This is a genomic window from Jannaschia seohaensis (assembly GCF_900116765.1).
In the GTDB taxonomy this organism is placed as follows: Bacteria; Pseudomonadota; Alphaproteobacteria; order Rhodobacterales; family Rhodobacteraceae; genus Jannaschia; species Jannaschia seohaensis.
Genome location: NZ_UETC01000001.1, coordinates 141,281 through 154,666 on the forward strand (window position 1 = coordinate 141,281; position 13,386 = coordinate 154,666).

10 protein-coding genes are annotated in these 13,386 nt (G+C 71.5%); 5 read left to right on the forward strand and 5 right to left on the reverse strand.

Annotation, left to right across the window (positions count from 1 at the left end; all coding sequences use genetic code 11):
* The first annotated feature begins 31 nt into the window (after window positions 1-31).
* Window positions 32-1,330, forward strand: a complete 1,299-nt coding sequence (gene hslU, locus DTQ71_RS00685; RefSeq protein ID WP_109562376.1) for an ATP-dependent protease ATPase subunit HslU — start codon at window positions 32-34, stop codon at window positions 1,328-1,330.
* Window positions 1,331-1,455: 125 nt separating this feature from the next.
* Entirely contained in the window at window positions 1,456-2,679 is a 1,224-nt protein-coding gene (locus DTQ71_RS00690; protein WP_109562377.1) for an MFS transporter, read from the forward strand.
* A gap of 40 nt (window positions 2,680-2,719) precedes the next feature.
* On the opposite strand, the gene DTQ71_RS00695 is transcribed toward DTQ71_RS00690, so the two are convergent.
* Window positions 2,720-4,261 carry a hypothetical protein gene (locus tag DTQ71_RS00695; RefSeq protein WP_146204783.1) on the reverse strand — a complete coding sequence of 514 codons (1,542 nt, stop codon included), beginning with the start codon at window positions 4,259-4,261 and terminating at the stop codon, window positions 2,720-2,722.
* A gap of 145 nt (window positions 4,262-4,406) precedes the next feature.
* On the opposite strand from DTQ71_RS00695, the gene DTQ71_RS00700 reads away from it, so the two are divergent.
* Window positions 4,407-5,462 carry a phosphatase PAP2 family protein gene (locus tag DTQ71_RS00700; protein WP_109562379.1) on the forward strand — a complete coding sequence of 352 codons (1,056 nt, stop codon included), beginning with the start codon at window positions 4,407-4,409 and terminating at the stop codon, window positions 5,460-5,462.
* 3 nt (window positions 5,463-5,465) lie between these two features.
* Window positions 5,466-7,196, forward strand: a complete 1,731-nt coding sequence (locus DTQ71_RS00705; RefSeq protein ID WP_109562380.1) for a hypothetical protein — start codon at window positions 5,466-5,468, stop codon at window positions 7,194-7,196.
* On the opposite strand, the gene DTQ71_RS00710 is transcribed toward DTQ71_RS00705, so the two are convergent.
* The 4 genes from DTQ71_RS00710 to cueR all read right to left on the reverse strand — a co-directional run bounded on the left by DTQ71_RS00710 (window position 7,169) and on the right by cueR (window position 10,829).
* The gene (locus DTQ71_RS00710; RefSeq protein ID WP_146204784.1) at window positions 7,169-8,755 is read right to left on the reverse strand and encodes an AfsR/SARP family transcriptional regulator; all 1,587 of its coding nucleotides are present in this window, start codon (window positions 8,753-8,755) and stop codon (window positions 7,169-7,171) included. The genes DTQ71_RS00705 and DTQ71_RS00710 overlap by 28 nt on opposite strands.
* Window positions 8,756-8,838: 83 nt before the next feature.
* Window positions 8,839-9,714: a nickel/cobalt transporter gene (locus tag DTQ71_RS00715; protein ID WP_109562382.1), complete on the reverse strand. Its 876-nt coding sequence runs from the start codon at window positions 9,712-9,714 to the stop codon at window positions 8,839-8,841.
* Window positions 9,705-10,331 carry a DUF1007 family protein gene (locus DTQ71_RS00720; protein WP_170125254.1) on the reverse strand — a complete coding sequence of 209 codons (627 nt, stop codon included), beginning with the start codon at window positions 10,329-10,331 and terminating at the stop codon, window positions 9,705-9,707. Before DTQ71_RS00720 ends, DTQ71_RS00715 begins: the two co-directional genes overlap by 10 nt.
* A gap of 99 nt (window positions 10,332-10,430) precedes the next feature.
* Window positions 10,431-10,829 carry a Cu(I)-responsive transcriptional regulator gene (gene cueR, locus DTQ71_RS00725; protein WP_109562384.1) on the reverse strand — a complete coding sequence of 133 codons (399 nt, stop codon included), beginning with the start codon at window positions 10,827-10,829 and terminating at the stop codon, window positions 10,431-10,433.
* A 75-nt stretch (window positions 10,830-10,904) separates the two neighbouring features.
* Here cueR and DTQ71_RS00730 point away from each other — a divergent pair, with 75 nt between their 5' ends.
* Entirely contained in the window at window positions 10,905-13,379 is a 2,475-nt protein-coding gene (locus tag DTQ71_RS00730) for a heavy metal translocating P-type ATPase (RefSeq protein ID WP_109562385.1), read from the forward strand.
* Window positions 13,380-13,386: the final 7 nt, after the last annotated feature.

Consider the following 13,386-nt stretch of genomic DNA (forward strand, 5'->3'; position numbering starts at 1 on the left):
CGTCCCAAGTAGCGGAGCGAAGGAGAGACCCATGACCGACCTGACCCCGCGCGAGATCGTCTCCGAACTCGACCGCTTCATCATCGGCCAGAAAGAGGCCAAGCGCGCCGTCGCCGTGGCGCTGCGCAACCGCTGGCGGCGCAAGCAGCTGGGCGACGATCTGCGCGAAGAGGTCTATCCCAAGAACATCTTGATGATCGGCCCCACCGGCGTCGGCAAGACCGAGATCTCGCGCCGCCTCGCCAAGCTGGCCCATGCGCCCTTCCTCAAGGTGGAGGCGACCAAGTTCACCGAGGTCGGCTATGTCGGCCGCGACGTGGAGCAAATCGTCCGCGATCTGGTCGATTCCGCCCAGCTGATGATCCGGGAGCGGATGCGCGACGAGGTGAAGTCCAAGGCCCATTCCGCCGCCGAGGAGCGGGTGATCGAGGCGCTTGCGGGCGAGCATGCCCGCGAAGGCACACGCGAGGCCTTCCGCAAGAAGCTGCGCACGGGCGAGTTGGACGACAAGGTGATCGAGCTTGAGGTCGCCGACACCTCAAACCCAATGGGCATGGCGATCCCGGGCCAGCCCGGCATGGACCAGATGGCCAATCTGGGCGAGATCTTCGGCAAGATGATGCAGCGCCGGGTCAAGAAGCGGATGACCGTCGCAGCCTCCTACGACCTGCTGATCGAGGAGGAGGCAGATAAGCTGCTCGACCCCGAGACGGTCACGCGAGAGGCCGTGCGCGCCGTCGAGCAGAACGGGATCGTCTTCATCGACGAGATCGACAAGGTCGCCGCCCGCCAGGACGCGCGCGGCGGCGATGTCAGCCGCGAGGGCGTGCAGCGCGACCTGCTGCCGCTGATCGAGGGCACGACCGTCTCGACCAAGCACGGGCCGGTCAAGACCGACCACATCCTGTTCATCGCCTCGGGCGCCTTCCACATCGCCAAGCCCTCGGACCTCCTGCCCGAGCTTCAGGGCCGCCTGCCGATCCGGGTGGAATTGCGCGCCCTGACCGAAGCCGATTTCGTGCGCATCCTGACCGAGACAGACAACGCGCTGACCCGGCAATACACCGCGCTGATGGCGACCGAGCAGGTCACCGTGACCTTCACCGAGGAAGGGATCGCCGCCCTCGCCCGGATCGCCGCGCAGGTGAACGAGAGCGTCGAGAATATCGGCGCGCGCCGCCTCTATACGGTGCTGGAACGCGTCTTCGAGGAACTCAGCTTCGAGGCCCCCGACAAGGGCGGCACCGAGGTCGTGATCGACGCGCCTTTCGTCGAGGCCCAGCTGGGGGAGTTGGCCCGCTCCACCGATCTCAGCCGATACGTCCTCTGATCTCGCCGACAGGCTGCAGGGTCTCCACAGGGAAGGCACGAAGACCCCCCTTCTTCCCTGGAAAAATATCCCGGGGTCCGGGGCAGAGCCCCGGTCCGACGGCTCCCTCCGGCTAGGCCTCCGACATGGCGCGCAGCATCCCCAGTTTCGCTTTCCTGCGCGAGAACGCCCCCTTCCTCAGCGCGGGCGTGACCCTCGCCTTCACGTCGAGCTACGGCCAGACCTTTTTCATCGCGCTCTTCGCGGCGCAGATCATGGCGGCCTTCTCTCTGAGCGACGGCCAGTGGGGCTTGCTCTACGCCCTCGCCACGACGACGTCGGCCGCAGTCATGGTCTTTGTCGGCCCCGTCACCGACCGGCTTCGCATCCGGCATCTCGCGGCCTTGTCCGGGCTGGCGCTGGCGGGGGCCTGCCTGCTGATGGCGGGGGCATGGCATTGGGCGGTGTTGGGCCTGTCGGTCTTCGCGCTGCGCTTCGCGGGCCAGGGGATGATGAGCCATCTCGCCGCGCTGGCGATGGCGCGCTGGTTCGTGGCGGCGCGGGGCCGGGCGCTGTCGATCTCGGCGATGGGATTCGCCCTCGGGCAGGCGGTGCTGCCCATCCTGTTCGTCGCCGGGATGGCGCTGGTGGACTGGCGCGTTCTTTGGGTGATCGCGGCGGGGCTGGTCCTGGCGACGATCCCGCTGGTGACGCGCCTGTTGCGGGCGGAGCGGACGCCGCAATCGCTGGCGCAAGAGACGGCGGTCGCGGGCATGGGCGGCCATCACTGGACCCGCGCCGACATGCTGCGCCATCCGCTGTTCTGGATGCTGACGCCGCTCTTGCTGGGGCCCCCGATGTTCGGGACGGCGCTATTCTTCCACCAAGTTCATCTCGTGGCCGAGAAGGGCTGGACGCTGGCCGGCTATGTCGCGCTGCTGCCCGCCTTCACCGCCGTGTCGGTCGCGACGACGCTAACCTCGGGCGCGGTGCTGGACCGTATCGGCGCGGGGCGGATGATGCAGGTCTACATGCTGCCCTACGCGCTCGCCTTCCTGCTGATGGGCAACACGGAGACGCTGGCCGGCGCGGCTGTGGCGCTGCTGATCTTCGGGATGGGCACGGGCTTGCAGGCGACCGTGCCCACCGCCTTCTGGGCGGAGTTCTACGGCACGCGCCACCTGGGCGGGATCAAGGCGCTGTCGACGGCAATCATGGTGCTGGGCTCTGCCATCGGGCCGGGGATCACGGGGGTCGCCATTGATCTCGGCATCGACTTCCCCTCGCAGATGGGGGTGATCGCAGCGTTTTTCCTGGGGGCGGGCGCGTTGGCCGCCCTGGCGGTCGAGACCGCGCGCCGGGCGGCGTGAGAAGGGTGGCCGCGGCGGGGGAGACGCGCCGCGGCCGGGGTCAGGCCTGGCGCGTCCACCAGGCCCGAAGCGCGTCTGCACCGCCCGCGCCGTCCTCGTTCCAGATCGTGACGGGCGGGTCATCGCGCGCGGGTGCGGCCTTGATCGTCAACCCGTCGCCGTCGAACGAGGTCAGGCGCATGGTCGTCGGCCAGGGCGATGCCGCCGCCTCTTCGGTGAGAAGACGCACGGCGATCCGCTCGCCCTGGCGCAGGGCGGCATGGGCCGCCTCGGGCGTGGCATCGCCCGCGAAGACGCAGCCCATGGCGAGGTTCGCCGCCAGCTTGTCGAGCTCCCCCAGGAGCATCAGCGGCGCCGCAGCCACCGGGCGCAGGTCCTGCGGATTCTCGGGACAGGTCTGCCAAGCGCAGGACAGGGGGGCGTCCGGCCCGGTCAGGGCGCGCAGCGCCCCCAGCGGCGCCGGTCCAGGGCGGTCGAACATCTCGAAGCAGGCCTTGAGGATCGTCACGCAGGCCCCCGCAGCCAGAGCGGGGGCGATGCCGCGCGTCGCGGACGGATGCGCCATCGGCAACAGCGCGTTCGTCTCTTCCCCCAACGGACCCAGGGCGCCGCGATCGGGCCAAAGCGCGTTCTGATAGGCGTTATGCGCGGCCACCCGCTGGAGCAGACCGCGCTCCGACAGAACCTCCGCCATCCGGGAGAAGCCCTCGCCCGCCATACCGAGCGCCCGATCACGGTCGCCGGACCAGGCCAGGGCGAGCCCGGCAGCAAGCGCTTGGGGACCCAGCGACCGGCGGTCGTGCCGATCCGTGCGGGCCGCCCGAGCTGCGCGGCTCGCGGCCTCGGTCACCAGGGACAGAATATGGGACGGACCGAACGGCGCATCCGCGTCCGAGGCGGCACCGGAACCCGACAGCCCGGCCCCGAGCGGGATCCCGGCCTCCAGCAGAACGAGGCAGGCCGTCAGCGGCGCTTGAAACGGCGCGTCCAGGCAGACCCGGCTGACCAGATCCCTCGGCGTGGCGACGAAATGCGCGAAGCGCTCCAGCCGGGGTGTCACTGCGCCGCGCCGATCGCGCGCATTCTGCCACCCGGCCCAATCCGTCCCATAGTCGAGACGGCTGAGATAGCCCGCGACATGCTGGCTGAGTCGTTGCGTGCCATAGCTGACCAGGCCGGACCGCACGCCAGCACCGGCCTCTCTCGGATCGATGCCACCGTCCCGCTCGACGCCCCCGCCGATCAGGAGAAGCTGCGAGACATAGGGTCCCTGACGCGCCCCATCCATGCGCCCGCGCAGCAAGCTGTCTGGGGCCACCCCGTCCGGATCGCCCGGCATCATGCGCGCCAGCGCCGCCACCTGCGGGTCCGTCCCCCACTGCGCGAATTCGCAATCCCGCAGCAGCCCCGCGCCGTAGAGCGCCGCCATGTCGGAAATGGCGCTCTCCGAACTGGGGGCGACCCCGCTCTGCGACAGCACACCGCCCAGCGCATGGAGCTGGGGCGCCCTGGCGCCTGCCGCCTCCTCATCGCGCGCCCCGTCCGGGGCCGGGCCTCGATCGGAAACGAGTCTCAAGGTCATGATCCACCCTCATGCGGCGGCCTGATTCGGCCCCTTCGACCCTATGTCGCAGGAGGGGCGTGATTTTTGCGTGAACCGGGCCGTCTCTGGGCAGACGAAGCCGATAACGGTGGTAGGTCCTGACCAAGGGGAATCGGGAGACACCATGCCTTTTGCCAATGCTCAGAACGCGCAGAATGCGCAAAATGCCCAGAACGCACAAAACGCTCAGAACGCGCAGAACGCCCAGTCGGAGCTGAGCCATGCGGGCCAGGGCACGTCCTCCCGGCTCAGCGCCGCGCTAGACGCGGTCGCGATCGCGCTGCCGGGCCAGGTCCCTGCCACCGCCGTGGCCCAGCCGATCCCCTCCCCCGATCCCGAGCGGGCGCTGCGCCGTCTGAATGCCCGCCACCGGGAGATCCTGCTGGTGCAGGAACTGGTCGACGGGATCACCGTCTCCGACGCGTCCGGCGCGGCCCAGGTCACGACGCCGCAAGGCAGCGCCACGCTGACATCGCCGTTCCACGGTCTCTCCGGCGCGGCGTTGGAGACGGCGGCGCAACAGGCGCTGGCCCCGATCCTCGCCCGCCGCTGGCTGCGGGCCGAGCGGATGAACGAGATCCTGGAGCAGCAGTCGGACCTCATCAGCTTTCTGGCGCTGGTCCATCCGATCTCGGCGGCGACCCATCCGATGACGATGACGCTTCTGTCCGCGATCCACGCCGCGACCACGCAGATCACCGTGCAGGCCAAGGCGCTGCTCTCGGTCTCGCGGCCCGCCGATCTGAGCTCCGCCGTCGCGCCAGTCATCCAGACGCCCGCCCATAGCGCCGCCCCCAGCGGCCATGCCACCGAAGCCTTCGGCCTGGCCTTCGCCCTGGAGGCCCTGATCTTCGGCGGCGCCAGCCGGGAATTGCGCCTGATCGCCGCCCGCATCGAAGAGAACCGCGTCGTGGCGGGCGTCCATTACGAGCATGACGGCTATATGGGACGGACCCTGGCCGCGCTGCTGGCCCGGGTCTTCGCCGACCGCATGGGGCTCGGCGCGACGGCGCCCGCGCCCGCCGACATGTGGCCCGGCTCCGGCGAGGACGGCGTGCTGGGCTCGAACCATGCGGGCCAGTCCGGGCGGCCTGCCATCGTTCAGAGCCAGACCGCGGGCGTGGGCGACACGCGCGTCGCGCTCCTGACGCGCCTCGCCCTGGCCGAAATCGGGGGCTGAGCAGTGCTGCGCCTGACCGACGCGGCCTCGGCGCCCCTGGACGACCTGCCGGAAGAGGCGCTCGCCAGCTATCTCGAACTCTGCCTCGCCCGCGACCCCGACGCGCCGCTGTGCCGGCTGCATCGCGGCGCCGACGCCGTGACACTGGCGCCTCTCGACCAGAGCAGCTTGCGCGGGGACGTCGAAGCCTGTCTCGCAGGCGCCGCGCCGTCTGAGGACGGCGCGGTCGGCGCGGATGTCCTGGCGGTCGCGCCCGGCTTTCCCGTCGGAACTCTCTCGGTACCGCTGCCAGCCGCCCGCAGCGCCGTGCCGGGGCCCGAGACCCCCGCCCAGATCGGCCTGATCGACGCGGGCATCGCGTTCTGGAACCCGAACATCCTCAATGTCGAGATCCGCTCGGTCGGCCATCTCGCGCCCGCGCAGGCGGGGGGAGTCGAACGCCTCGCCAGCAGCGAGATCGATGCGGCCATCGCCCGAGGCACCGCGCCCGAGGGCGACCGGGCCAATCGCCGGATGCTGGCGGCCGCCTTCCCCGGCTCCGTCCATGCGCCCCAAGCGGGACGCCCGCCGCTGGTCCGCCCCGGACAGGTCGCCCACGGGACCGCGATGCTCGACGCGATCGCCCGCACCGCGCCGCCACGCAGCCGGCTGCACGCGCTGGAATTGCCGCGGGCGGTGCTGCGCGACTCGACCGGCATCCGGATGCGCGCCGTCCTGCCACTGGCCCTGGCCGCGATGGCGGACATGGCGGCGCGGGCGACCCAGCCGAACATGCCGCTGCGGCTGGTCGTCCTGCTCTCCTACGGGTTTCCCGGCGGGCCGCAAACCGGCGCGGACCCGGCCTTCCTGCGCGCGGTGACCGCCGTGCTCGATGCGCTGGCCGCGCGCAACATCCTGCTGGAGCTGATCCTGCCCACGGGCAACCACCTGCAAGGCCAGAGCGTCGCGCATCTGCCCGACCCCGAGGGCGGCGCCCGCCCGCCCCTGACCTGGCGCATCCTGCCCGGCGACCACTCCAACAACCGGCTGGAGCTGTTCCACGCGCCCGGCCGCCCCGCGCTGACCCTGACGGCGCCGGATGGGACGGAGGTGACGCGGGCCGAGGGACGCAGCTTCGCCCTGCTCAGGGACGACGACCGGATCGTCGGGCTGATCTACACGCGGCGCGCCTCGGACAGCCTGGAGAGGACCGAAGTCATCCTGTCGGGCCGGGGACCGGACGGCGCCGGACCGGGCGCGCCCTTCGGAGCCTGGCGCGTCGCGCTGGGCGGCCCGGGGCCGGCCCGGGCCTATGTGCGACGGGACGATTCAGGCTTCGAGGACGACCGCGCTGCGCCCTTCCGCCGCTCCTGGTTGGAAGATCCGGCCTATCGGCCGCGGGACGCCATGGGCCTGCCCGGCACGGATGACAGCAGCCACGCGGACAGCCTCGTGCGCCGGGCGGGGACGATCTCGGTGCTCTGCACGGGGCGGGATCCGAGGCTCCGTTCGGTCGGGGCGCACTGGTCCGGCGGGGATGGCACCCACCCCGCGGTCTACGGCGGGCTGGAGGCGGACTCCGCCGACGCGCCCGTCGCGCGGCTTGCCGTGGACGGGCCGGGGCCGTTCATGGGCATGCCCCTGCGCGGCGACGGCAGCGACCGGCTGTTCCGGCTGCGCGGCACCTCCATCGCGGCGGCACTCCATGCCGGCGAGCGCGCCGCGCCTCAGGCCCCGACCAGCGCCTCGGCATAGCCCGTCTTGCGCAGGGTCAGCAGCGGATAGTCGGGGCGAGTGAGATGCGAGATCAGGAAGCCCGGCTCATGCCGCGCCAGCTTTTCGGCATGAAGCCGCGCCGCCGTCCGGTCCCCCCGGATCAGATCCAGCGCCACGAGGTAACGCAGGGCGGGCCGGAACGCCCGGTTCTGGGCATGGGCCGCCCGGGCGGAGCGGTGGGCCAGTTCCAGATCGCCCATGCCCAGCGCCGTCAGACAGACCTCCATGTCCCAGGCATAGGCGTTGGGCAGACCGTCGGCGCAGAGCCGCCCGGCCTGCGCCAGCCGGTGCGCCTCGGCCCGCTCGCCCGAGATCAACGCGACCTGCGCCGCCGCATAGAGCGCATAAGGATTGCGGTCGCAGGCCCGCAGCCCCGCCTGCGCCAGATAGGCGGCGCGGTCGACATCGCCCTCCAGCTCCAGCGCGACACGGGCCGCGAGCGAGGCGATGAGCGGGTTGTCGGGACGCAGGTCGAAGGCCTCCTCGGCCAGGGCCGACGCCTCGGCCGCGATCGGGCCCCGGTCGATGAATTCGAGGCTCCGGGTCAGCCCGGCGAAGCCCCGCCAGGCCAGGGCCAGCGGCAGCGCGTCCCCGGTCGAGAGCGCCGCAAGCTCCGTCTCGGCCAGACGGAGCTGCTCCCGGTCGCCGGTGAAGAGGCGCGCCGCAGCCCCCTGCAACGCCATCACGCCGGAGCGATCGGTCAGCCGATAGGCCCGGAGCCGCGCGCTGATCTGCGAAATCGCCGTCGAGGCGAAGCCGGGCAGCCGGTGCCCCTCGGCGATCTCGCGCAGGTCCAGCGGCATCCGCGCCCGGCCCGACCAGATGAAGCGCCGGTTGGCATCGGCCAGCGCGCGCAGATGCACCGTCCAGCAGCCGTCCTCCTCCACCGCCGCGGCGAGTTCGATCCTCAGAAGGCGCGTGCCGCGCAGAGCCGAGGGCGGGACGGGCTCATGCGCGTGGTAGATGTCGGTCACGCCCTCGGCGGCAAAGCGCGAGGCCAGGTGATCCGCCAGCGTCGCCGTCAGATAGTCGGAGTCCACGTCACCGGGTCCGGGCAGCAGGACGATCTCGACGCTGGTCCGATCCGGCGGCCGCGCGCGGGGCGCCTCGGGATGGCGCGGCGCGTCGTCCTCGCCCGCGCGCACCTCCCGCAGCCAATCGTCGAGCGCCGGGTCGACATGGTCGAGCGTCTCCAGCAGGTCGGCACCGCTCTCCGCATCGCCCCGATCCAGCCGGACCTCTTGGGACAGGGACACCACCAGCGCATCCCGCGTGTCCAGGAGATCGGCATCCGGGCCCAGCGCCTTGCGCAGGTTGCTCAGCGCGCGCCGCAGGCTGGCCTGCGCCTGGGTGGCGGAGCGGGACGACCAGAGCGTGCCGCGCAACGCCTCACGCGTGCGCGTCCGCTGCGGCGCGAAGGCCAGCAGCGCGAGAATCGCGCATTCCTTTCGCCGCGCCGGGGTCAGATCCGTGCCGTCGGACCGCAGCACACGAAAACGGCCGCGCGCGTATAGGGTCACCCGGACGGTGCCGGACATCGCCTTCGCCACAACCTTTCCTTTCCTTGAGGGCCGGACGAAAGCCGAGCGTTCGCTTTATGTCAACGATCTTGAGCGGTGGGTCAGCCCAGCAGCGGCAGCAGCATCACCAGGCTGATCGCCACGATCACCGCGCCGCCCAGAAGGTGCAGCACCCCCGCCGTCACCTGAAACGAGGCCGTCTCGCCGGAATGGACGAGCTGGCGCGCGACCACGCCGGAGGCCGCCACCGACGCATTGAACGCCGCTGTGCCGAGCCCCATGGCGAGAACCGCGAGAATGCCGACCATCATCACATCGAGCCGCGCCGCGATCGCCAGAAGCAGCAACGCGCCCGAGCAGGGCCGGACCGCCACGCTGAAGACCAGCGCCGCCGAGTCCCGCCAGGAAGACAGTTCCGCCACCGCCTCGGGCGCGGGGCCATGGGCATGGCCGCAGGACTGGCAGACCGGGGCGGGCGCGCGCGCCTGAGCCACCAGGCGCATCCCCCGCGCCACGATCACGCCGCCGATTGCGGCGAAGAGCGCATAGCTGAGCGGCGCGAGCCACTCCTCGACCACATCCACCGCCGCCGTCGAGCTGAGCAAGGACACCCCGCCGACCAACGCCGTCACCAGGAGGATCGCCATGAGCGCCTGCCCGAGCGCGGAGACGACCGAGAGCGCCACCATCCGCCGCAGCGTCGCCTGGGTCGCCAGCGCCGCCCCGCCCAACAGGATCTTCCCATGCCCCGGGCCCAGCGCATGGACGAAGCCATAGGCGAAGGTCGCGGCACAAAGCGACAGGATCGCCGTAGGGCTGCCGCTTCGCACGGCGCGCAGGCTGCGGGCCATCGCGTCCTGGAACTCCCGCTGGGTGGCGACGGCCCAGGCCATCACCGCGTCCCACGGAACCAGCAGCGCGGCGAGCGCGAGCACCGCCAGCGCGCCGAGCGAAACGGTCTGCCGCGTCAGTTGCATGTCAGCAGCACGGTCTCGGCAAAGGCTTCGCCCACATTGGGGTCTTCCGGCATCTCTTCCTGCGAGAGCGCGGCCAGTTGCGCGCGCAGATCCATCGCGCCGTCGTCCAGATCCGGCTGGATCACGTCGACCGCGCAGCCTTCGGGCGCGACGGCCTCGGTGGTGTAGGCGTAGTAATAGCCGGGGTCGTAGATCTCCACGCGCAGCCCATCAGCCGGGCGCGGCGCTTCGAAGGGCAGCGTGAAGGCGACCCAGATGCGCTGATCCTCCTCGCCCGCGCTCGCATGGCGGGGCGCGGCGAAACCCGGTCCCTCGCCGATATGCAGATCGCCGGTATAGCCCGGCGGCCAATCCGTCTCGCCCGCGGCGATCATGGCGAAATCCACCGCGTCCAGCACGCCGTCGCGGTCCGGGTCGAGATCCAGGATCTCCCAGAGCGTGAGCGAGGTGAACGCGTCGTAATGCCAGCGCACGGTCAGGGCCGTGACGTCGCCCTCCGCGTTGCGCTCGAACCCGATGGTGGTGTCGGCGAAGACATGCGGATGCGCCGCCCCCGTCCCGGTCGACAGACCGAGAGCCATGAGCCCCGCCATTCCGATCCCCAGCGCTCGAATCATCTTCGGTCCCTTTCGACGTGTCCCGGACATAGGTGTCTCACCGTTTGTGCAAAAGCCTCCGCTCAGGCGCAGCCCCGCCACAGGCGCCCGACCGCCGGTTCAGCCCGAGGCGATCTCGCCGCCCAGCGACTCGAGGATCGGGCAATCGGGCCGCTGATCCCCGGCGCAGGCCCCGATCAGATGCGCCAGCGTCTCTCGCATCTCGCGGAGATCGGCAATCCGGGCGTCGATCTCTCCCAGCTGCGCCTCGGCGATGGCCTTCACCTCCGCACTGGAGCGCGCCTCATCGTCCCAAAGCGCCAGCAGCGTGCGGCACTGCTCGATCGGAAATCCCAGGGACCGCGCACGCCCGACGAAGTTCAGCTTGTGAATGTCCGCGTCGGAGAAGCTGCGATAGCCGTTCGCGGAGCGCTTCGGCCGGACGAGATCGATTTCTTCGTAGTAGCGGATCGTCTTGGCGGGCACGCCGGTGCGCGCGGACGCATCGGAAATATTCATGCGGGACCTCCCTTGACCTTCCAGCAACTGGAACCCCCATCTGCATAGTCAAGTCAAGCACGGCGGAGGATTCCCATGTCGGACCAGAGCATCACCCTTCCCCTCTCGGGGCTGACCTGTGCCGGTTGCGCCGGGCGGGTCGAGCGGGCGCTCGCCAAGGTGCCCGGCGTGTCCGCGGCCGCCGTGAACTTCGCCACGGGCAAGGCGACCGTCGACGGCACGGCGGGGCGCGCCGATCTCGTTCAGGCGGTCGAGGCGGCAGGCTATGCCGTCCCCTCCCGCACGGTCACGCTGACCATCGAGGGCCTGAGCTGCGCCGGATGCGTCGGCCGGGCGGAGCGGGCGCTCGCCGCCGTCGACGGTGCGGACGAGGTCTCGGTCAACCTCGCCACCGGGCGCGCGACCGTCACCGGCTGGGCCGAGGAAGCGGCGCTGATCGACGCCGTCACCGCCGCCGGGTATCCAGGGCGGCCAGTTGCGGACGCGACCACGCCCGCGGACACGGGCGACGATGAAGCCCAATCGATGCGCCGCCGCGCCGGGCTGGCGGCCCTGCTGACAGCGCCTGTCTTCGTCCTGGAGATGGGCGGGCATGTCTTCCCTGCCTTCCACCACTGGATCGCCGGGACCATCGGCATGCAGACCAGCTGGGTGATCCAACTGGTGCTCACGACCCTGGTCCTCGCCGGCCCGGGGCGCGTCTTCTACGCCAAGGGCCTGCCCGCCCTGCTCCGGCGGTCGCCCGACATGAACGCGCTGGTCGCGCTGGGCACGACGGCGGCCTATCTCTATTCACTCGTCGCGACGCTCACCCCGGGCGTGCTGCCGCCCAATAGCGTCGCCGTCTATTACGAGGCCGCCGCCGTCATCGTGACCCTGATCCTGATCGGCCGCTGGCTGGAGGCCCGGGCCAAGGGCCGCGCCTCCCAGGCCATCGCGCGGCTGGTAGGACTGCGCCCGGCCACCGCGCATGTGCGCCGCGCCACCGGGATCGAGCAAACCCCTGTCGCAGCGCTCGCCCCCGGGGACATCATCGAAATGCGCCCCGGCGCGCGCTTTCCGGTCGATGGGATCGTCACCGAGGGCACCGGCACCGTCGACGAGTCGATGCTCACCGGAGAGCCTCTGCCCGTGGCCAAAGCGCCCGGCGACCCCGTGACCGGCGGCACGGTGAACCAGACCGGCGCGCTGGTCTTCCGCGCGACGGCGGTCGGAGCCGACACGCAACTGGCCGCGATCATCCGTCTGGTCGAGGCGGCGCAGGGCGGCAAGCTGCCGATCCAGGCGGTGGTGGACCGGGTCACGGCCTGGTTCGTGCCCGCCGTGCTGGCCATCGCGGCGCTGACCTTCGCGCTCTGGCTGACGCTGGGCCCCGACCTCGCCCATGCGGTGGTGGCGGGCGTCGCCGTCCTGATCGTCGCCTGTCCCTGCGCCATGGGGCTGGCCACGCCGGTCTCGATCCTGGTGGGCACGGGGCGCGGGGCCGAGATGGGCGTGCTGTTTCGCAAGGGCGCGGCGCTGCAACGGTTAAGCGAGGCCCAGGTCGTCGCCTTCGACAAGACCGGGACCCTGACCGAAGGGCGTCCGCGCCTGACCGATCTGGAGCTTGCGCCGGGCCAAGACCGCGAGACGGTGCTGTCGCTGGTCGGCGCGGTCGAGGCGCGCTCCGAGCATCCTCTGGCGCGGGCCCTGGTCGAGGCGGCGCAGGGGCTGCCCCTGCCCGAGTTGTCCGATTTTGAGGCCGTTCCCGGCATGGGCGTCTCGGCGGAGGTGGCGGGCCGGCGCGTCCAGATCGGCGCGGCGCGCTACATGGCATCGCTCGGGTTCGAAGCCGGTCCCTTGGCCGAAGCCGCCGACCGCTTCGCCGCCGGCGGCGCGACGCCGATCTTCGCCGCGGTCGAGGGCCGGGTCGCCGCCGTTCTGGCGGTGGCCGACCCGATCGCCGACGCCACCCCCGCCGCGCTGGCCGCGCTGCGCGCCCGGGGCGTGCGGCTGGCCATGATCACCGGCGACGACCGCCGGACGGCGCAGGCGGTGGCGCGGGGCCTCGGCATCGACGACGTCGCCGCCGAGATACTGCCCGACGGCAAGGCGGCGGCTGTCGCCGATCTCCGCGCGCGCCACGGTGTCGTGGCCTTCGTCGGCGACGGCATCAACGACGCGCCCGCCTTGGCCGAGGCCGATATCGGCGTGGCGCTCGGCACCGGCACCGATGTCGCCATCGAGGCGGCCGAAGTCGTCCTCGTCTCCGGCGCGCTGACGGGCGTGCCCAACGCCCTGGCCCTTTCGCAGGCGACGCTGCGCAATATCCGGCAAAACCTGTTTTGGGCCTTCGCCTATAACGCGGCGCTGATCCCCGTCGCGGCGGGCGTTCTCTGGCCCGCCTTCGGGCTGCAACTGTCGCCGATGCTGGCGGCGGGGGCGATGGCGCTGTCATCGCTCTTCGTCCTGGGCAACGCCTTGCGCCTGCGCGGCTGGCGGCCCGCGGCGCGGAGCCAGCAGACCCCAGCGCCGGCGGCGGTCCCGGCGGGGCAGGCGCGCCCCGCCTGACCGGAGC